Origin of the sequence: Candidatus Thiosymbion oneisti (assembly GCF_004359955.1) — a bacterium.
GTDB lineage: Bacteria > Pseudomonadota > Gammaproteobacteria > Chromatiales > Chromatiaceae > Thiosymbion > Thiosymbion oneisti.
The window spans coordinates 13,593-34,155 of sequence record NZ_SMSC01000029.1 but is presented as its reverse complement, the minus strand read 5'-3'; the positions used below and the strand labels follow the sequence as shown (position 1 = coordinate 34,155).

The following is a 20,563-nucleotide window of genomic DNA, read 5'->3' as shown; positions in this document are numbered from 1 at the left end:
ATGTCGTTCACAACAAAAACCATCACGGGCTAAAAGCAAACTCAGCCGACTCGCGAGTCCAAAGATGCGGTTCGCCGCCGGGCGCGTCCCGCGCCCGGCGGCTCACCACATCCTACCGGCTTTGCCCAACCTACGGGTTTCGCCCCGCTCCCACCGAGGGTGTTGCAGAAGCCCCTCTCCCGCCGGGAGAGGGGTTGGGGAGAGGGGGTCAAATTCGACCATTTAAAAATTTACCACTACCAAATCCTGAAGTACCCCCACAAACCGATCTCTCTGGCTCCCAGGTTTCAGCGTGGGAGCAAGTCCTGACGCTCCAGCGTCGTGAGACCTTGGCCGCCGGAGCGGCCACACTTGTGTTCCTACGCCGGAGCGTGGGAACGAGCAAAGGGTTATTTCGAGTCGAGCTCCGACAAGGCCGATTCCACAACGGGAATCCAGGCACGCCGCTGCGCATCCAGTCGTCCCTCCGCCTCGAGCCCGGTCAATACCCGGAGGGCACGCTCGAGATAGGCCCTACCCTCGGCGCCCTCGAGTGCGGCCAAGCGGATGTCAGGGACCACCGACCCGAGAAGAAACTGGGGATGCTCGGGAAAACGCGCCAATAGCCTCCCGTAGATGTCCCGCGCCGCCTGGAATGCCGCCAAGGCCGCTTCCGTCCGTCCAAGCCTGACGGCCATATCGCCCATTCGCTCATGACTTACCGCCAGATCGACCTGGCGCCCGGCATGGCTGGGGTCGGCCTCGGCCAGCCGCTTTCGGATGTCACGGCTGTCCTCATAGGCCCGACGCGCCGCGGGCAGATTCCCCTCCGCCACCAGCACGTCGCCGAGGCCGCTGAGGCCTACGGCCAGCTCGCGTTTGTCGTCGGCCCGGCGGGCGAGTGCGATGTACTTGCGATAGGCGGCTTCCGCTTCCTCCAAGGTACCGGTGGCCTGGGCCGCTTCACCCAACCCCAACCAGCCTTCCCGATTGTCCGGGTCGAGCTGGGTCGCTTCGCGGTACCAGCGCAGGCCCTCCGCGGCGTTTTCCACAAATGCGATGGCAGCGAGGTTGCGAGCAGCTTCGGCCCGCTCGCTGCGTGCCTTGTCCTCTTGGTGCTTGCGATTCTCGTAGATTTGGCGCCAGATGCCCTGGGCTACATGCAGGTTGCCTTTTTCCGCCTGTTCGACCGCTTGCTCGAAGCGCGGCTCATCGCGTAACGCCTGCAACGAACGTATGGATCGTTCGATCTGCTCCGGCGTGAGCTCGGGGTATTTGGTGCGCAGGACCTCCTCGATCCCAGACTCTTGCAGCAGGTCCGGCGGAAAGAAGACCGCTTGGATGCCTTTGAACCCGATAACGGCAACCAAGATCAGGACCGCGAGGCGGAGCATCCTGGGTAGCCAGGTCTTGGGCCTGGAGCGCGACACCGCCGGCAGCGTCGGGGTCTCCAACTTGGCGGCGGCGTACTCCTCGGCGGGCCGGTCCTCTCCACCGATATTTTCCGCGAGAAATCTGCGGGTCGCGGTATAGAGCAGCTCATCCTTGCCCGCCGGTTTGCAGATCCCGATATGGTCGGCCTCGATCGGGATCGGGACGACATTGAGTAGCCCAGGGTCCGCACCGTCGGGATCCACGATCATACCCGCCTCGGTGGCATGGGCCTCGTAGAAGACCTGATTGGCGATTTCGTTCGGCCAATTGCGGTACCAGACATTCAATTTGCGCAGCGCGGGGGCGTTCTTGATCAGGTCTTGGGCCACCGGCGACGGCCAGGCCACAAGGCGCAGCCGATCGAGCCAGGTGGCCTGGATCGAGCCGGTGTGGGGGGTGGCGATGAACACCAGGGCCTTGACCCGGTCCAACAGCATCCCCGCCTCTGGCCGGTGTCCCCGTTGGTCGTTTGCTTCGCGCAGGACCTGCTTGACCACCAGGCCGCCGAGGCTGTGGCACACGAAGGTCACCGGCGCGGTGGTCAGCGCCGGCTCACCGAGCAGGTGCTCCAGCACAGGGACGGCCTGATCCGGTAACGCCAGGGCGTTGCCGATCCAGTTGGTGGGCGGGGCGGCATAGCTCAGCGTCCAGACGCACAGGCCCGGGATGTCACGGGCGAGCCAGAGGGGCCAGAAGCCGGCGTCGGCTTTGCCCCGGCGCCAGGTATCGTAAGGGTGTCCGCCCAGGCCGTGCACGAAGATCACATGTCCCCGTGGCCTACCCGGCCAATTCGCGACCTTGATGAGTCGGGTCATACCCCGGCGATTCTCCCTAGGGTCTGAAAGGTCCGCCCGGTGCGGACCCGGCAGACCGCATTTTTTCACTTTCGCTCCGCCGGCTCAATGTCAGAAATCAGGGCTGGACGCCGATTGCGTTGAGACGTCGGCACGGACACGGACCAGAGAGGGCAGCGTGTCAGGGCAGGGGCAGGGGCAATCGATGCTCGTTCCTACGCCCGAACTGAAAGTACCGGATTTCGCATCAGGATAGAGCAACATAATTTCCATAATCCAGCTGGAAATCTTTCTCCTCAGTCCCACGTGATATGGAATTCAGCGTGGAATATGGTAACTTCATCCCACCGCTTTCGGGAAAAGCGAATAATCGGCCAGTCTCCAGCGAAACTCGTTGCATTCAGCGGTGGCCTGGAAGGTACCTGCCGATAGACGAAGGAAAACCGGAATAGGGGCGAACCGTGAGAATATCGCACGTTTGCCCAGTACCAGCGGGCTCCGAGGCAGAATGTCAGCGATCCCAGGGCTGACAAGATGTCAGCGGTCCGGGCCGACAAATGTCGGCGGTCCCAGGGGCCGACAAGATGTCGGCGGTCCCAGGCCGGCTGGGACCGCCGTCTTTCAGACGGCTTACAGACCCCATCACCAGTTGTCGGCAACGGTCAGAGCAGACGCCTTCCGGGCCGCACCGGATAACGCCGGACCGCCGGCAGGTGTGATTCCCGTGTATACGAATGGTGGACACCGGTCCGATGCTCTCCGCGGCGCGGAGCTGCCACCTTCCCACGTAGCACGTGGGAACGAGAAAAAGCCCCTCTCCCGCCGGGAGAGAGCCTGCCCCGAGCGCAGCGAGGGGGCCGGGGAGAGGGGATCAAATAAAGGAATGGGGCATAATGAACCGCTCTACGCTAACCATTTTAAAATTTACCACTACCCAATTTCGCCCTTTTCCTCCCACCTGCGGTAGGCGGGGTATCCTATCCGATTTTCCCATACTCAATCCAACCTGGGCAATTCCACGGCTAAGAACCACAGCTCTATCAAAGCTGGGTTCCGGCGAGGCGGTTCACTGCACTCACCATATCCTACGAATTCCGGTCGTCATTGAACCGCAGAGGACGCGGAGACGGAAAACCAATGCTCTGCGTCCTCTGTGTCCTCGGTGGTTTAAATGCGTCTCTCCGGTGACCGACGACTGGTAGCCGGAAGTACAGGCTCCCTCTGCCTCGACGAACGCGACTTCCAGTGTCGGATCGGAACCTCGGTAAACTTTATGACCCGGACACGGTTGACAGCCGATCAAAAACCGTTAATCTGCGGCTGGTTAAGGCGCAACCCGCCCGCTCGCAAATCCGGACCCCATCCGCCGATGAGTATCAAAGAGACCCGTCACGACTGGTCGCTCGACGAGATCGCCGCGCTCTTCGACCAGCCCTTCAACGATCTGTTGTTTCGCGCCCAGTCCGTGCACCGGGCCCATTTCGAGCCCAACCGGATCCAGGTGAGCACGCTGCTCAGCATCAAGACCGGGGCCTGCCCGGAGGATTGCGGCTATTGCTCCCAGAGTGCGCAGCACGCTACCAGTCTGGAGCAGGAGCGCCTGCTCCCGATGGAGGAGGTGCTGGCGGCCGCCCAGGCGGCCAAGGATAAGGGGGCGACCCGCTTCTGTATGGGTGCGGCCTGGCGCAATCCCACCGACAAGAACCTGGATCGCGTCACCGCGATGGTCGAGGGGGTGAGCGACCTGGGTCTGGAGACCTGCGTTACCTTAGGGATGTTGACCGATCGCCAGGCCCGGCGGCTGGCGGACGCCGGGCTCGATTACTACAACCACAACCTGGATACCTCGCCGGAGTTCTACGGCCAGGTCATCACCACCCGCACCTACCAGGACCGCTTGGAGACCCTGGCCCATGTCCGGCAGGCGGGGATCCGGCTCTGCAGCGGCGGCATCCTGGGACTCGGCGAGTCGCGGCGTGACCGTGCGTCCATGCTCCAACAGCTCGCAAACCTGCCTACCCATCCGGAGTCGGTGCCCATCAATCTACTGGTGCGGATAGAGGGGACCCCCCTCTTCGGCACCGATGACTTGGACCCCTTCGAGTTCGTGCGCACCATCGCGGTGGCCCGCATCCTGATGCCCAGGTCCTATGTGCGGCTGTCGGCGGGACGCTCGGACATGAGCGACGAGTTGCAGGCCCTGTGCTTCCTGGCCGGCGCCAATTCCATGTTCTACGGCGAGCGTCTGCTCACCGCCCCGAACGCCGCCTCGGCCAGCGACGAGCGGCTGTTCGAGCGCCTGGGCCTGGCATTCGAGACCATCGAGGCCGCAGAGAAGACCGCGCCCGGACCCTGCGCGCGGCAAGCGGTTTGATCCCGGCGCGAACCAACCTCGCCGGCGAGCTGGACCGCTTACGGGAGGCCCATCTCTACCGAGCGCCGCGAACGCTCGCGAGTCCCCAGGGGCCACGGCCCCTGATCGACGGGCGGCGGATGCTCGCCTTCTGCAGCAACGACTATCTGGGTTTGGCCAACCATCCGCAGGTGATCGCTGCCCTCAAGCAGGGGGCGGATGCCTACGGCGTCGGCAGCGGAGCGGCCCACCTGGTCACGGGCCACAGCGTCGCGCATCAGGCCCTGGAGGAGGAGTTGGCGGATTTCACCGGTCGCGCCCGGGCCCTGCTCTTCTCCAGCGGTTACCTGGCCAACCTGGGGGTCATCTCGGCCCTGACGGGACGGGGGGATCAGGTCTTCGAGGACCGCTTGAATCACGCCTCTCTCCTGGACGGGGCCCGGCTCAGCCGGGCGCGGCTGCGGCGTTATGCCCATGCGGACCCGCGGGCCCTGTCCCGGATGCTGGACGCCCTGATGCTGAACGAGACTGGCGCCCGGCTCATCGCCACCGACGGGGTCTTCAGCATGGACGGAGACCTGGCGCCCCTGCCGGAGCTAGTCCCCATCGCCCGCCGCGCGGACGCCTGGTTGCTGGTGGACGACGCCCACGGCTTGGGGGTGCTCGGCGAGAAGGGGCGCGGCAGCCTTGATCACTTGGGTCTGGGGCCGGAACAGGTCCCCGTCCTGGTGGGCACCCTGGGCAAGGCCCTCGGCACCGCGGGGGCCTTCGTCGCGGGCAGCCGGGAGCTGATCGAGACCCTGATCCAGCGCGCGCGCAGCTATATCTTCACCACGGCACCACCACCGGCAATCGCCGTAGCGACCCGGGAGAGCCTGCGCATCGCCCGGCGCGAGTCCTGGCGGCGGGAACGGTTGCGGACGCTGATCCGGCGCTTCCGGGCGGGTGCCGCTGAGCTGGATCTGCCGCTCCTGGACTCCGCGACCCCGATCCAGCCCCTCATCGCCGGCACGGCCCGGCAGGCCCTGTCCTGGAGCAAACGGCTCGAAACGCTCGGTATCCTGGTCAGCGCCATCCGGCCACCCACGGTGCCGGAGGGCTCGGCCCGGCTGCGGATCACCTTCTCCGCCGCGCACACGGCGGAGGACGTGGATCGACTGTTGGCGGCCCTCGGCAGTCTGCGGTACTAGGGGGTGTTGACACTTAGTGTCATTTCGAGCGCAGCGAGAAATCCGCGCTCGTTCCCACGCTCCAGCGTGGGAACGTGGAACGTGGAATTTGTACTGTATCGGGGCGCGTAAACACCGGTAGCCATTCCAGCACAGTGAATATCATAAAATGCGGCGCTTACAGTTCAGCAATAGGGTAGTGGCTAGAGCTCATAGGATTTCCGAGACACTCCGCGGCGCGGAACTTCCGCGTCCCCACGCAGCGCGTGGGAACGAGAGAAAATCGGCGGCAATCCGATGACACTCTCCGTACACCACCAGGGCGCGGAGCCGGCGCTGGTCTTGATCCATGGCTGGGGCATGAACGCGGCGGTCTGGGAGGGGTTGCCGACCTCGCTCACGGATGGCCGGCGACAGTGGCAGATCGAGCTGCCCGGCCACGGCGCCAGCCCCTTCGATCCACGTCACGACAGCCGTGCGGCCTGGGCCGACGCCTGTCTGGAGTCGGCCCCGGAGCGGGCGGTGTGGATCGGCTGGTCCCTGGGGGGGCTGATTGCCTTGGAGGCGGCGCTGCAGGCCCCGGAGCGCATCCAGGCCCTGGTCCTGCTGACCACCACGCCCCGCTTCGTCCGCGCCCCGGACTGGCCGGCGGCTATGGATGCCGATGTGCTGGCCCAGTTCCATGACGGCCTGTTGGCCGATCCCCCGGGGACCCTGGAACGCTTCCTGGCCCTCCAGGTCATGGGGAGCGAGGCGGCACGGAACACCCTACGCACCCTGCGCCGCGAGCTCGCCCACCGCCCGGCACCGCTTCCCGCCGCCCTGGCGCTGGGGCTCGACCTGTTGCGGGACACCGACCTGCGGGGACGGATCGGCGCGCTCGCCTGTCCGACGCTGTGGCTATTCGGGCGGCGCGATACCCTGGTCCCCGCGGCGGCCGGCGAGGGCATCGCCCGCCTGCTGCCCCAGGCCCGCCGCCGGGTGATTGCCGGCGCCGCCCATGCGCCCTTCCTGTCCCATCCGCAGGAAACCGGCGAAGCAATCGCGGGCTTCTTCCGGGAGGTCGTATGCTGAACGGAGGGCCCATCGACAAAGGCGCCGCCCGCCGCTCCTTCGAGCAGGCCGCGGCCGGCTACGACGAGGCCGCGGTGCTCCAACGCGAGCTGGCCGATCGGCTCCTGGAGCGATTGGACTATATCCGCCTGGAGCCCGAGTTGGTGCTGGATCTGGGCGCCGGGACCGGCTACGCGATCCCAGGGCTGCAAAAGCGCTTCGGCACGGCCCGCATCCTGGCCCTGGATTTTGCGCCGGCCATGCTCCGGCAGGCCCGAGACCGAGATCGGACCTGCGGCTCCCGGCTCGAGCGTCCGGATTGTGTGTGCGCCGATGTAGAGGCCCTGCCGCTTGCGAACGCCAGTGTGGATCTCATCTTCTCCAATGCCACCTTCCAGTGGTGCAACGATATCCACGGGACCTTCGGCGAGTGCCTGCGGGTGCTGCGACCCGGCGGCCTGCTGCTGTTCACCACCTTCGGACCGGATACCTTGTGGGAGCTGCGAGACGCCTGGGCCGCTGTCGACGGCTACCCCCACGTCAGCCCCTTCCCGGACATGCACGATGTGGGCGATGCCCTGGTGAAGGCCCGGTTCGCCGCTCCCGTCATGGACGTCGAGCGCCTGACCGTCACCTATGGGCAGGCGCGAGACCTGATGCGGGACCTCAAGGTATTGGGAGCCCACAATGCGAGCAGCCAACGCGCGCGCGGACTCACCGGCCGCCGCCGCCTGCTGGCGGTAGAGCGGGCCTACGACACCCACCGCCGGGATGGACGCCTGCCGGCGAGCTACGAGGTGGTCTACGGGCACGCCTGGGCACCCGAACAGCGCCGGCTGGAAGATGCCACGGTCATTCCGGTCGGCACCCTCCGCGACGCCTTGAACAGATGATCACAGTCAAATCCTCCAGACAACGCCAAATCATTCAGGATCGCTGAAATTTAAAGTCGTTTTTTCGAGCATTGAAGGCGAATATCAGGCAGATGTTGGGCACCTGTCTGCGTGCGGGACGCACAGGCAGGCGGGCCATCCAAAGATGCGGTTCGCTGTGCAAGATGGTTCGGTGCGCTCACCACACCATTGATGCGGTTCGCGCCACCCGGCAGTGCCATCCTGAAAGATTTCCTGCGCTCACCGTATCCTACGCCTTGTTCAACCTATCCGTATTTTCCTATGCTCAATATGCGTCTTTGGGGTTCAAACTGTCCCGTGGCCTCATCCGGGTGGGTCGGGGAACCAGGTCGCTATCCTACGTTTGCTCTCGGGCGACGGCTCGATATCCGATGTCGCTCCGGTAGTAGGCGTTCTTCCAGTCGATCTTGTGCACCAGGGCGTAGGCGTTGGCCTGGGCCGTGGCGACTCTGTCACCGAGGGCGGTTGCGCACAGAACGCGGCCGCCATGGGTTACCACTTCGCCGTCGACCAGCTTGGTGCCGGCATGGAACAACTTGCGGTCGGGAAACCCCGCCGCCGCATCCAGACCACTGATCGGGTGTCCCTTCTCGTAGGCATCCGGATAGCCGCCCGCCGCCATGACTACCCCCAGCGCGGCCCGTGGATCCCACGCCGCTTCGATCCGATCGAGCCGCCCGGCGAGGGCCGCCAGGCACAGCTCCACCAGATCGGCGCGCAGACGCATGAGGATGGGCTGGGCCTCGGGATCGCCGAGACGGCAGTTGTATTCCAAGACCTTAGGGGTGCCGTCCGGCCCTATCATCAGGCCCGCGTACAGGAAACCCGTGTAAGGCAGCCCTTCGGACGCAAGCCCGGTGACGGTGGGTCGGATCACCTCTGCCATGATCCGGGCATGGAGCTCGGGGGTGACGACGGGTGCGGGCGAGTAGGCCCCCATGCCGCCGGTGTTGGGACCCCGGTCTCCAGCGTCCCGGGCCTTGTGGTCCTGGGAGCTCGCCATGGGGAGTATCCGGCCGCCGCCGACCATCGCGATGAAGCTTGCCTCTTCGCCCCGCAGGTACTCTTCGATGATGATACGGCTGCCCGCCGCGCCGAAGCGCCCGCCGCTCAGCATATCTCGAACCGCTCGCTCCGCGGTGGCGAGGTCTTCCGCCAGGATCACGCCTTTGCCCGCGGCGAGGCCGTCTGCCTTGACGACAATGGGCGCGCCCACCTCCCGGAGGTAGGATAGGGCGGGTCCCAGCTCGGTGAAGGTACGATAAGCCGCCGTCGGGATACCCCGGCGGGCGAGGAAGTCCTTGGTAAATGCCTTGGAGCCCTCGATCTGCGCGGCCTTGCCGGTGGGACCGAAGCAGGGCAGGCCAGCGGCCTGGAAGGCGTCGACCACTCCCGCCACCAGCGGTGCCTCGGGACCTACGATGGTGAGTCCGATGGCGTTTCGCCGGGCCCAGGCGACCAGTCCCTCGCTGTCATCGGATGGGATGTCCAGGTTTTGCACACCCGGCTCCATCGCGGTGCCGCCGTTTCCGGGCGCCACCAAGACCTCTCTCACCAGCGGCGATTGGGTCACCTTCCAGGCCAGGGCGTGTTCGCGCCCGCCACTGCCGATGATCAAAACTTTCATGTCAGAACAGCAACCCTGAATTATATGGCGTTGTTTGGGGGACCAGACTTTCTTTATCCACAGATTACGCAGATTTCCACAGATTGCTTCGTTCTTAAATCTGTGAAAATCTGCGTAATCTGTGGATTAACAAAGACCCCTTCGCAGGTAACGCCGAACAGTGCCAGGATCGAACGAGAAGTTAGCAACCCTCAATGCTTTGGCGCAGTTTGGGGGATCGGACGTGTTGCGTTCGACGCACCAAGGCTCGTTGATCTGCCGCCAGGTTGTGCCGGCGTCTTAACGCAACCTACGCCCAAACCGGTCGCTGAGGCGGCCAAAAGATTTCCAGATCAAGGCTCACGGCCTCGAACGGTGGTGCGGTAACCTGATCGGCATCGGCAAAGCGGCCGACCTCGATCCAGGTGCCAGCATCGAGTCGGTACGCCTCCAGCATGCGCTTAGCCGGATCGATCAGCCAGATGTACTGTACCTCATAGTGGGCATACAGCGGCATCTTGATCTCACGATCCCTACTCGCCGTGGACGGAGACAATATCTCGCAGATCCAGTCAGGAACTACCTCGAAGCGTTGATCTTCCGGCAAGTAGGGCATCCGCTCCCGTCGCCAACCGGCCAGATCCGGTACCGCCACTTCCACATTCCGCACGAAGTGGAGTTCCGGCTCATCGAAGATCCACCAGCCACCAAGGCCTCCACTACCCTTATGAAAGGGGCCAAATAACTCACCGCCGAGTACAGAGCCAACGTTCACATGGGCTCCGGAAGGCCGCGGGTGAGTATGCAGCTGCCCATTCAGGATCTCCCCGGTCACCCCTTCAGGCAGGGCCTCCAGGGACTCGTAGAGGGTAGGTTGAAGTGCCGGTTGCATTTTCTTGTCCCTATCTCCCAAACGTACCTACAAGCGTGACCTTTTGCGGAAAACTGCTTTCTTCCAAACCGTCTGCGTCTCTCTCTCCCTCCCATTCTGTGGTCTGTAGAAATGCAGGAGATCGATGCTTGATTCTATCGGCAGCTGACGCAGAAATATATCAGGTTGCAACCACCTTAGCGGCTCAAAGGCATCCCCAATTACGCGAAGAGGCGCTTGCGCGCCTCTTTGATCCGCCGGGGTGCTACGGGCTCATCCTACCAAGGGTAGGCGTAGACCCCTGCATACATGAAATAGTGCCGCAGCAGGTAGCCGCCGACGAGCACGAAGATGGAGGCGGCGATGATGGGTGCATGACTGGTCCAGCCCTTGATGACCCCTTTGAGCTCCAGGAAGAAGGGGACGATAAGGCCGAACCCGATAAAGCCGATCAGCCAACCCAGGTCGGTGAACAGGATCTCCCACGACCGCATGGCCGATTCGGGTCCCCGTTGCAGGTAGAAGAAGAAGGAGAGGATGATCAAGAGCTCGGCTCCGATCAATCCCAGATCGCTGCGCTCGTAGAGCACCCGGAGGTGTTCATCCGCGTCGTCCTTGATGATGGTGTACATGATCAGCAGCAGGAAGGCCATGGCGGTGGAGAAAGCGGATACGGTGAACAGCACCACCACCCCCGGATTCGCCCACAGGGCCACGGCGGGGAAGGATTGCAGCAACAGACCCGTGTAGACGGCAACGCCCACCCCGGTGGCGACCGCGAGCCAACCGAAGAGCTTGCGGTACTTTTCCACGAAGTCGCTCAGTTTGACCACGAAACCCCATTCCAGGGCCTTGCCGAGCAGCGGCGCGTTCTGGAACAAGGGGGTCACCCGGGCATAGGGAATCGCGTAGAGCACGGCAAAAATCATCATCCAGAGGATGAATTGGGTGCCCCAGGCGATCCAGGCCATCGGCTGGTTGAACATGGCCAACGGGTTGAACACATGGATTACCGCCAGGTGATCGAGCAGATGCCAGAACAACATGAGGGAGCCCAGGGACAGCAGCACGAACCCGGCGCCTGCTCCCCAGAGCACCAGGTTGCGATGGGCCTTGAGATACATGTCGGTGAAGAAGGTCACCGCCACCACCGCCGCACCGAGCCCGCCGGTGTACAGGTAGACGGCGAACCACCAGGTCCAGATGTCCTGGGTCTCGTAGGTGATGTTGACTTCCATCTCAGCCCCTCCGCTTCATATCGTTGATGTAGTAGACATTGGGCCGGGTGCCGATGTGGGGCATCAGCGGTTGGGCCTCCCCGCTCGCGACCATTTGGGCGACCGGATCCTCGGGGTTGTCCAGATCACCGAACATCCGCGATTCGCCCACGCAGGTCTCCACGCAGGCGGGTTTTAAGCCCTTCTCGACCCGGTGGTTGCAGAAGGAGCACTTGTCCACGCTGGGACGGGTGCGGCGGTAGTCCGAGCCGTAGAACTCCTTGCCCTGCCGGACGTCCGCGTAGGTAATGTCCACCCGGGCCTTATAGGGACAGGCCATGGCGCAGGCCTGGCAGCCCATGCAGAGGTCTTCGTTCACCAGTACGAAGCCGTCGTCCGTTTTATAGGTCGCCCCGGTGGGACAGACACTCATGCAGGGCGGGTTGTCACAGTGGTTGCACAGGCGCGGGAAGAAGCGGCGGTGCACATCGTTGCCCACGCCGATCTCTTCGTCGTGGACATAGGTCCGCCACTTCGTGGTATCCCACTTGATCTCCACATCCTCCTCGATTTGCCCTACGGGCATCTGATTCTCCAGGGTGCAGGCGGCCATGCAAGCATTGCAGCCCACGCAGGTGTTGAGGTCGATGACCATCGCGTATTTAGCCATGTCTTAGATCCTCCCAGCCTTAAGCGCGAGCTACTTTGAGGGTGAATTCCTGGGACCTGAATCCGGCCACCACGGGCTCCACCTGATGGGGGATGAGGGTGCTAGTCGCGGTACCGTCCCCGGACGTCCGGGTCAAGGCCTTATTCTCCACGCCGAAGGAGGAGTGAATGAACAAGGTGTCCTTGTGCACCAGGCGGGTGACATAGGCGCGACCCTTGGCTTCCTGACCGGATTTGGTGTTGGTGAGCCGGATCGGGTCTCCGCTCCCGATGCCCAGCTTCTTGGCCCGGTCCGGATGCATCCAGACCCCCTTGTAGATATCGTCCTTGAACTTGTTGATGCCGGACAGCACCGGGTTGTTGCTGTTGGTGGAGGCGTGGGAAACGGTGGGCGACTTGCCGTAGATGAAATAGAACTCATCCGCTCCCAACGCTTTGCCGTCCGGTATCTCGGGGGCGATCCAGCCGGCCAGCACCTGGAAGTTGTCCTGGGTGTGGCCCAGGTCGCGTTGCGCGCGCATCAGGCCGCTGAAGAACTCTACCCGGCCGCTGTCAGTGGGCACCGGCATCTTACGCGGCATGGCCTGGTGGGCGAGGATCTCACGCATATCCTCTTCGTGATAGACCCCCTTCTCGCGCAGCACTTTATCGATGTGCTGCGGGGTAGTCTTAATACGCTCGGCGTAGAAGTTGAAGGATGCCTTGCGGCAGGCGGCAGCGAAGGCCCCTTTCCCTTGCCTGTCCTGATGCGTCTGTTGGGTCTCGGCGTAGTACTTCTTGACGTTCGCGGCCTTGAGCCCCACCAGCATCTCCATCATCTGCAGGAAACCCTCCTGTCCCTGATTGCCGCTGATGATGCCGGTTAGCCGGTACAGGATGTCCGCCATCTCATCGGTGTCGTAAAGAGGATCGATGGCCGCATAGCGGGTAGTCAAGGCCAGGTCCTGGTTGGTGCCGTTGCCGTAGAGGGTAGGCTCGTCGCGCTCCAGGTAGGTGCTATTGGGCAGGATCACGTCCGCGTAGGGGACCGTATCCGAAGGCAGCACGTCCACGGCCACCACCAGCTCCACGTTCTCGTGACTCAGGGCCTCCCGCCAATAGGTATCGGGATAGTAGTGACGGACGGGGTTGGCCGCGTTGATCAGAAAGGCCCGGGTCCGATAGGGCTCGCCTTTGAATTGCAGCTCGCCCTTCACCGACTCGTGTAGACCGGTGTCGGTCATCACCGGCAGGGCGACGTTGAACCGGCCGGCCTCCTTTTCCTGCTGGCTGAAGGCCCAGGACCAGCCGGGCTTACCATGCTTGAAGAACTGGCCTTTCTGGTCGGAGAAGGCCCCGATGACCAGCTTGATAAAAGCCAGGCCGGCCAGGTTTAACAAAGGCTCGTGCATTTTGCCTACCAAGGCGTCTATGGATATACCCATCTCTTCCATGTCCTTGTACATATGGGCCGCCTTGTGATGCACCTCGCCGGAGTTTACCCAGCCGCCCACGCTGTCGATACCGCCGGTGAGCGCCTGCACCATGGCCTGCACCCGGCGCAGCATCAGCGCGTTGCCGAAGCGGGCGCCGTGCCAGCCCGGGTCCACGATGGCCGGGCGGGTGGTGCCGAACTCGCGGGAGATGCGCTCGATGGTCTCCTTGGGTATGCCGGTAATCGCCGCCGCCCACTCGGGGGTGTACTCGGCGAGCGCCTCGAGCTGGGCCTCGAACACCGTCTTGACCGGCTTGCCGTCGACCATGACAGGTTGCGACAGCTTGAGGGCGGGCAGGAAGGTGAGGGTCTGGTCGTCCTTGGGAGTATGAGCCGCAGCAACATGCGGGTCTTGCCTCGCCCCGGAGGGGACGGCGTAGTGGTCCTCGCCGCGCGTGGAACCGCCGCTGCCGGGCTGTTCCTGCCCGTGGACGTGGTCGACGTCGGTGCTGTCCTGCGCTGTCGTGCTCCTGGCCTCCTTGAAATTGTTGTTGCTGAACTGTTCCAGCACGCGGATGTTGCCGAGGCCCTCTTCCACCACCTTGGGACGACCTTCCTCGTCGGTGACCATTCGCAGCTCGCCCTGGTCGTCCGTGTAGACCAGGAACGGCATGTTGGTGTAGCGCCGGAGGAACTCGCCGTCGTAGAACCCCTTCTCCATCATGATCTTCATCAGGGCCAGCATGAAGGCCAGATCGGTCCCCGGACGGATCTGGATCCACTCGTCCGCCTTGGCCGCGGTCTCGGAACAGCGCGGGTCCAGCGCCACTACCTTGGCGCCCCGCTTGCGACCCTCCGCGAAGCGCACCATGCGGCAGGTAGAGACCGCCCCGATGGAGGCGTTGTTGGCCACGAACAGGATGTACTTGGCGTTATCGAAATCCGGCAGGACCTCGTCGTGGATGTTGAAGTTGCCCGTGACCATGTCCGTGCCCAGGTGGCCGGTGGTCACGCAGTGCTGCATGGGCGAGGCGATGATATTGGGCACTTGGTTGGCCACCGCGAAGGGCACGGCCCAGTTCATATAGAAGACGCAGGAGGTCCAGCCGCCCACCATGGTCCATTCCCAGGGCTGGATCTTCGCGGACTTCTGCTTGTCTTCGATATACTTCCAGGCCTCCTCCCAGCTCGCCTCGCGGAACTTGTACTCACCGCGCTTGGTCCCTTCGACGCGAATCATGGGCGTCTTGAGGCGGTCCGTATCATAGGTCTGGCGCATCCCCGCCTGACCACGGGCACAGATCTTGCCGCGGTTGAGTGTGGAGTTGGGGTTGCCGTCGATCTTGGCAATGCGCTTGTCGCCGTTCTTGGTGCGGGTAGTGACCTCTAGGTTGCACAGCGACGAGCAGAAATTACAGATGCTATAGGTGACCTCCTCCTGCTCCTGTTCATCCTTGGCGACGGCCTTGCCGACCATGCCGCCGAGGGGAGAAATGGGAGAGAGTAGGCTCAGTCCGGCGGTGCCGTAGCCGGTGGTTTTCAGGAACGCACGGCGGGAAAGGCGTGGTATCTTCCACCCCATGGGGGATCCTCCTCTGTGGCTGATGCTGCCCCGGTGCTACGACGACCGGGATTTTTATAAGGGGACCTTGAAGAACCCTCGATCCCTAAGGATTCTCCGGCCCGACGCTCACTTGTTTAAGTGCCTGGCCCGCCTGCCGGCGGGCGGCAGGCAGATCACAGGCACAGGCAGACACGGCATTTCGAGCGCCTTTATTTTCTTACGCTGGACGGCGGGGTATCCTGGCTCCGTACAGCTTCCAAGGTAGCCATGAGTACCCTCGTTACAGCATCCTTTAGGCGACCGGAGACTGGCTCCGACGCATACAGGAAGGTTAATCTATGTTATTCGGGGGCCTTAATCACTGACGAGCGTCAATAGATCGGCTGTCTTGCGAGAATGGAAACCCACTTGAGGATAATCCGCCGGCTCGCCGACGGCGAGCTCCACTCCGGCGCGGACCTGGCGCAGGCCCTGGGCGTCAGCCGAGCGGCGGTCTGGAAGGCGGTACACAAGGCCGGTGAGATACTGGGGCTGGAGGTCCGCTCGGTGCGTGGGCGCGGCTATCGCCTGGTGGCGCCCCTGGAGCTGCTCGATGCCGAACGCATTCTGGCCGCGATCCCGCACCAGGCTCGGCACCGGATCGAGCGGTTGGAGGTCTACGCCGATATCGACTCGACCAACAGCCACTTGATGCGCGAGGCGCAACAGGGCGCGCCGTCGGGTACCCTGTGTCTCGCCGAACGCCAGCGGGCCGGACGCGGGAGGCGCGGCAGGACCTGGATCTCCCCCTTCGGCACCAACATCTATCTCTCCCTGCTGTGGCGCTACCCCTTGGGACCGGCGGTGCTCGGGGGCTTAAGTCTGGCCGCGGGCACCGCGGTAGCCGGCGTCCTGGAGGCGGAAGGCATACCCGACATCGGCCTCAAGTGGCCCAACGACGTCCTGTGGCACCGCCGCAAGCTCGCGGGCCTGCTCCTGGAGGTGGCGGGCGAGGCCCAGGGCCCAAGCCTGGTGGTGCTCGGGTTGGGGTTGAACACCCGTCTCCCCGCGGCCCAGGCCGCTGCGATCGATCAACCCTGGACCGACCTGGATTCCGTTGCCGAGCTCGGCGCCATTAGCCGCAACCGACTCGCGGCCCGGTTGGCGGAGCGCCTCACCGACATCATGGTCCGTTACGGCGGCGACGGGTTCGGCCCCTTCCTCCCGGCATGGGAGCGTTTCGATCGCTACCGCGGTGAGCCGGTCACAATCCACTTGGCCGACCAGAGCTTCTCAGGCATGCATGCCGGGGTGACCCCACAAGGCGCTTTGCGCCTGGACATGGACGGCAATATCCGGACCTTCCAGGCCGGTGAAGTCAGCCTGCGGCCCAATGCTATTTGAGTAAGCCTCAAAGCCCCTCTCCCGGCGAGGGTGTCGTAAAAGGTGAGGCCCGATGCGGTCATTCTCGTTCCCACGCGCTGTGTGGGAAGCTGGTTGCTCCGCGCCGCGGAGAGCATCAGGCCGGTGTATACACGGGAATCAAACCTGCCGGCTGTCCGGCGTTATTCGGTGCGGCCCGGAGGGCGTCTGCGCTGAGCGTTGCCGCCAGCTGGTCATGGGGTCCGTAAGCCGCCTGAAAGACGGCGGTCCCAACCGGCCCGGGACTGCCGACATCCTGTCGGCTCCTGGGACCGCCGACATGTTGTCGGCTCCTGGGATCGCCGACATTCTGTCGGCCCCCGGGACTACCGATATTTCGTTGGCCCTTTTGGCTATCGGGTAAAACCTGAATGCCCAGTTGCCGGTCCAACTGGTCATCAGTCAGGCTGAGTGTTCTCGTTCCCAGGCGCTGCGTGGGAACCAGAGACCGGGAGCGGGGCTGTTGCGACACCCTCCCGCCGGGAGAGGGGCTTTTGCAATACCCTCCCCCGGAGAGGGGTTGGGGAGAGGGGGTTCTCTGGCTTCGACGCTCCGGCGTCACGTAACAACGGGCCAGATTGAGCATGGGAAAATAGTCCGGTAGCTTCCAGTCGCCGGCGTTAGACGCAGAGCGCGCAGAGCATTAGTACAGAAACATACTCGGCATCCGCGGTTCAGACGCAAGCCGATTGCGAAGATATGCGTTGATTCGCGTTCATTTGCGGCAAAAAATAATGTGGGCCTGTCCAACACGGCGTTGGGCACCATCGGTTAGCAGCAAACATAGCAATTCGCGTGATTCGTAGTTTCTGTGAAAATCCGCGTAATCTGCGGACAGAGAAAGACAATGTGACCTTATCAATGGATCTACTCATCGACATCGGCAACACCAACCTCAAGTGGACTCTCGGCGCATCCGGCTCGCTGGAAGCGATGCGGGCCGTCCGCCACCACGGTGGGCTCCCAATCGACCTGCACGCGGCCTGGGAACAGCTGACACCCCCGAGGCAAATTCTCGTCAGCAACGTCGGCGGTGCTGAGATGGCCAAGGCTTTGGAACGGGTCTGTCGTTCCTACTGGGACCGAGCTCCGCTATTCGTCACCACCGAACCGAAGGCCTGTGGCGTCACCATCGCCTATGAACACCCGGAGCGGCTCGGCGTCGACCGCTGGCTGGCCCTGATTGCCGCCCATCGGATCTGCCGAGGCCCGGTCCTTGTAGTCGATGCGGGTACCGCCATCACCTACGACCTGCTGCTCGGGGATGGAAGCCATCTGGGTGGGCTCATCACGGCGGGAATCGAGATGATGCGCGATAGGCTGATCGCCGGCACCCGGATCCCTCGAATCGAGCCCATGGAATCTGCGGACACCTGGGCCACGGATACGGGCACCGCCATTGCCGTAGGCTCGATCCAGGCCCCTGCCGCGCTGGCCGAGCGGCTATTCCACCGGCTGACCGAGCAGGTCGGTAAGACACCTCAATGCATCCTCTCGGGGGGAGATGCGGAACGGCTTATCCCTGCCCTGCGCCTCCCAACCCAACATAGACCCGACCTCGTGCTCCAGGGTCTGGCCCTGCTCTCCTGAGAACCAGCATTTTTCCCTCTATAACAGGAACCTAAGTCGGGTTCCTGATAAAAACCTGTTTAATCCGCAGATTACGCAGATTTCCACAGATTAAAAACGAAATGATCCGTGAGCATCTGTGTAATCTGCGGATAAAGATTGTTCGGCTGGCTCCCCACGCTCCAGCGTGGGAGCAGATCCCGACGCTCCAGCGTCGATTAAGCGTCTCGGTAGGCTAACAGCCAACGCCTATTAGCACAGAGGAGCTGAGTCCGCTGGAGCGGACAAGACGGCGTTCCCACGCTGGAGCGTGGGAACGAGCGCGAAAACGACTTGTTAACGCGAGAGAAGTCGATACGTACCTGCTCCGTCCCCTGCCTCGTCCTAGTAGTCCGAGTCATTGTGTGATCTTTCGGGTTCCCATAAAATCGAGACATGGGTGCTGTTTCCACGGGCGGCTTTAAGCAGTGTGCCCCGGCCTCTCGCTGCACAGGCGGGCCGGGGCCGGGGCGGGCCGAATGTGAACGCTGCGCTATAGGCGGCCACAAGGGCACATCGGATCCTGCTGGCGTAGCTCAGTTGGTAGAGCAGCTGATTTGTAATCAGCCGGTCGTAGGTTCGAATCCTATCGCCAGCTCCAAAAAACAAAGGGCTGCGAGAAATCGCAGCCCTTTTTTGCCCGTTGCATATTTGTGGCGTACCCCAACCCCGGAGCATTACCCCCTACGCCAACTGATAGCGGTAGGGGGCTGAATGATTGCGGACCCCAGTATTACCCCCAGCGGCAAGCTGATTCCCATTCGCCTCCCGCTCCCGGGATGGTGATCTCTCCTGAATGCGGCCTGAATGCGGCCTGAATGTGGAAAGTGCATCCGTAACATCAAGCATCAGCAACGTGCAACCCATTTCTCCTTCGAGCGATAATTTCTAATTTCTTCTTGTACCTTCACGCCCGTTCCACCGGAAACGCCAGTGTCTGGTCGATGTGGGTACTGCCGGTAGCCACCATGAGCAGGCGATCCAGGCCCAGGGCGACCCCCGCTGCCGCGGGCATGCCTGCCTCCAGCGCGGCCAGGAACGCCTCGTCCAAGGGCAACCGGTCCAATCCCCGCGCGGAGCGTTCCTGCAGATCTGCATCGAAACGCCTGCGTTGCTCGCCGGGATCCGTGAGCTCCTGGAACCCGTTGGCCAGCTCCATCCCTCCCAGGTAGAGCTCGAAGCGTTCCGCCACCGGCTCCGCATCCCGGCGGATCCGGGCCAGGGTCGCTTGGCTCGGGGGATAATCGTAGACGAAGGTCAACCGGTCCCGAGCGAGCGCCGGTTCGATACGATAAGTAAGCAACAGATCGAGCCAGCCGTCGCGGTCGAGATCCAGATCCCGGCATCCGGGGAGACCATCGGCGGCCTGCCGCAGCGCCGCCACATCCGCGCGCATGGGGTCCAAGCCCAGATGAGTCCGAAACAGCTCCCGGTAGCTGATGCGCCGGACCGCAAGCTCAGGGCGATCCAGGGCATGGCGTACCAGCTCCGCGACCTCCGTCATCAGGGCCCCATAGCCGAGGCCCGGACGGTACCACTCCAGCAGACTGAACTCGGGGTGGTGCAGGGATCCGCGCTCGCCGTCCCTGAACACCTTGCAGATCTGGAAGATGGGCCCGCTCCCCGCCGCCAGGAGGCGTTTCATGGGGAGCTCGGGGGAGGTCTGGAGATAGAGCGTCTGTGGCCCTGCCTCTGCGCCGGACCAACGGGTTCTCAGGCTGTTGAGGGCGGGGTCGCTGGCGGCGGCACGCGAGGCGATGGGGGTCTCCACCTCCATAACGCCGGCAGCGGCGAAGAATTCCCGTATGCGTCCGAGTAGATATGCCCGCGCCTTCAGCATCTCAAGGCCGGCGCTGGGCCGCCAGGTGGGACTCACCCGTCCTTGGCGCGGGCGACATATTCACCCGAGCGGGTGTCGACCTTGATCAGCTCGCCGGTCTGCACGAACAAGGGAACGCGCACCACCGCCCCGGTCTCCAGGGTCGCCGGCTTACCGCCACCGCCGGAGGTGTCGCCCTTGAGCCCCGGGTCCGTTTCCGTGACCGCGAGCACCACGAAGTTGGGCGGATCGACATTCAGTGGAGAGCCGTTCCAGAGGGTGACATTGCACATATCCTGTTCCTTGATCCAGCTGACGGTCTCTCCCATCGCGGCGGCATCGGCGGACAATTGCTCGTAAGATTCCGGGTCCATGAAATACCAGAGCTCGCCATCATTATAGAGATACTGGAGCCGGGTCTCGTGGACATCGGCGGCCGCCACGGACTCGCCGGATTTGAACGTCTTCTCCACCACGCGCCCGGTCTTCAAGTTACGAACCCGCACCCGGTTGAAGGCCTGACCCTTGCCGGGCTTGACGAACTCGTTCTCGACGATGACATATGGATCGCCATCGAGCATGATCTTGAGGCCGCCGCGAAACTCGTTGGTACTGTAACTTGCCATATCGTCCTCCTGATTAGAGGGGCTGAAATCACCAATGCTAGCGCGAACAGCGTCCGAAGCGAAACGAGTCGA

General features: G+C 63.3%; 14 protein-coding genes and 1 tRNA gene. 7 read left to right on the top strand and 8 right to left on the bottom strand.

Going from position 1 to position 20,563, the window contains the following annotated elements; all coding sequences use genetic code 11:
- Positions 1 to 389 precede the first annotated feature (389 nt).
- On the bottom strand, positions 390 to 2,228 hold the full coding sequence (locus E1958_RS15930; RefSeq protein ID WP_133512745.1) for a tetratricopeptide repeat protein: 1,839 nt from the start codon (positions 2,226 to 2,228) through the stop codon (positions 390 to 392).
- A gap of 1,354 nt (positions 2,229 to 3,582) precedes the next feature.
- On the opposite strand from E1958_RS15930, the gene bioB reads away from it, so the two are divergent.
- From bioB to bioC, 4 genes are all read left to right on the top strand, one after another.
- On the top strand, positions 3,583 to 4,581 hold the full coding sequence (bioB, locus tag E1958_RS15925; protein WP_133512753.1) for a biotin synthase BioB: 999 nt from the start codon (positions 3,583 to 3,585) through the stop codon (positions 4,579 to 4,581).
- Positions 4,578 to 5,750, top strand: a complete 1,173-nt coding sequence (bioF, locus tag E1958_RS15920; protein ID WP_133512744.1) for an 8-amino-7-oxononanoate synthase — start codon at positions 4,578 to 4,580, stop codon at positions 5,748 to 5,750. The genes bioB and bioF overlap by 4 nt, the downstream gene beginning before the upstream one ends.
- Positions 5,751 to 6,026: 276 nt before the next feature.
- The gene (gene bioH, locus E1958_RS15915; RefSeq protein ID WP_133512743.1) at positions 6,027 to 6,803 is read left to right on the top strand and encodes a pimeloyl-ACP methyl ester esterase BioH; all 777 of its coding nucleotides are present in this window, start codon (positions 6,027 to 6,029) and stop codon (positions 6,801 to 6,803) included.
- On the top strand, positions 6,797 to 7,675 hold the full coding sequence (gene bioC, locus E1958_RS15910; protein WP_133512742.1) for a malonyl-ACP O-methyltransferase BioC: 879 nt from the start codon (positions 6,797 to 6,799) through the stop codon (positions 7,673 to 7,675). Before bioH ends, bioC begins: the two co-directional genes overlap by 7 nt.
- 358 nt (positions 7,676 to 8,033) lie before the next feature.
- On the opposite strand, the gene purD is transcribed toward bioC, so the two are convergent.
- From purD to E1958_RS15885, 5 genes are all read right to left on the bottom strand, one after another.
- Complete coding sequence (purD, locus tag E1958_RS15905; protein ID WP_133512741.1) at positions 8,034 to 9,323, bottom strand: phosphoribosylamine--glycine ligase; 1,290 nt, start codon at positions 9,321 to 9,323, stop codon at positions 8,034 to 8,036.
- A 289-nt stretch (positions 9,324 to 9,612) separates the two neighbouring features.
- Positions 9,613 to 10,194, bottom strand: coding sequence for a Uma2 family endonuclease (locus E1958_RS15900; RefSeq protein WP_133512740.1), 582 nt, complete (start codon positions 10,192 to 10,194; stop codon positions 9,613 to 9,615).
- A gap of 257 nt (positions 10,195 to 10,451) precedes the next feature.
- Positions 10,452 to 11,411: an NrfD/PsrC family molybdoenzyme membrane anchor subunit gene (gene nrfD / locus E1958_RS15895; protein WP_089724551.1), complete on the bottom strand. Its 960-nt coding sequence runs from the start codon at positions 11,409 to 11,411 to the stop codon at positions 10,452 to 10,454.
- Between the two features lies 1 nt (position 11,412).
- Positions 11,413 to 12,060: a 4Fe-4S dicluster domain-containing protein gene (locus E1958_RS15890; protein ID WP_133512739.1), complete on the bottom strand. Its 648-nt coding sequence runs from the start codon at positions 12,058 to 12,060 to the stop codon at positions 11,413 to 11,415.
- Positions 12,061 to 12,079: 19 nt separating this feature from the next.
- Positions 12,080 to 15,055 (bottom strand): molybdopterin-dependent oxidoreductase, encoded by a 2,976-nt coding sequence (locus tag E1958_RS15885; protein ID WP_133512738.1) that lies wholly within the window; start codon positions 15,053 to 15,055, stop codon positions 12,080 to 12,082.
- A 390-nt stretch (positions 15,056 to 15,445) separates the two neighbouring features.
- Here E1958_RS15885 and birA point away from each other — a divergent pair, with 390 nt between their 5' ends.
- The 3 genes from birA to E1958_RS15870 all read left to right on the top strand — a co-directional run bounded on the left by birA (position 15,446) and on the right by E1958_RS15870 (position 18,647).
- Complete coding sequence (gene birA / locus E1958_RS15880; protein WP_341534736.1) at positions 15,446 to 16,420, top strand: bifunctional biotin--[acetyl-CoA-carboxylase] ligase/biotin operon repressor BirA; 975 nt, start codon at positions 15,446 to 15,448, stop codon at positions 16,418 to 16,420.
- 867 nt (positions 16,421 to 17,287) lie between these two features.
- Complete coding sequence (locus tag E1958_RS15875; RefSeq protein ID WP_341765489.1) at positions 17,288 to 18,028, top strand: type III pantothenate kinase; 741 nt, start codon at positions 17,288 to 17,290, stop codon at positions 18,026 to 18,028.
- Between the two features lie 543 nt (positions 18,029 to 18,571).
- Positions 18,572 to 18,647 (top strand) — tRNA-Thr (locus tag E1958_RS15870).
- Positions 18,648 to 18,953: 306 nt separating this feature from the next.
- On the opposite strand, the gene epmA is transcribed toward E1958_RS15870, so the two are convergent.
- Both epmA and efp read right to left on the bottom strand, forming a co-directional pair.
- Complete coding sequence (epmA, locus tag E1958_RS15865; RefSeq protein ID WP_133512736.1) at positions 18,954 to 19,922, bottom strand: EF-P lysine aminoacylase EpmA; 969 nt, start codon at positions 19,920 to 19,922, stop codon at positions 18,954 to 18,956.
- Positions 19,919 to 20,491, bottom strand: a complete 573-nt coding sequence (gene efp, locus E1958_RS15860; protein ID WP_133512735.1) for an elongation factor P — start codon at positions 20,489 to 20,491, stop codon at positions 19,919 to 19,921. Before efp ends, epmA begins: the two co-directional genes overlap by 4 nt.
- Between the last annotated feature and the right edge of the window lie 72 nt (positions 20,492 to 20,563).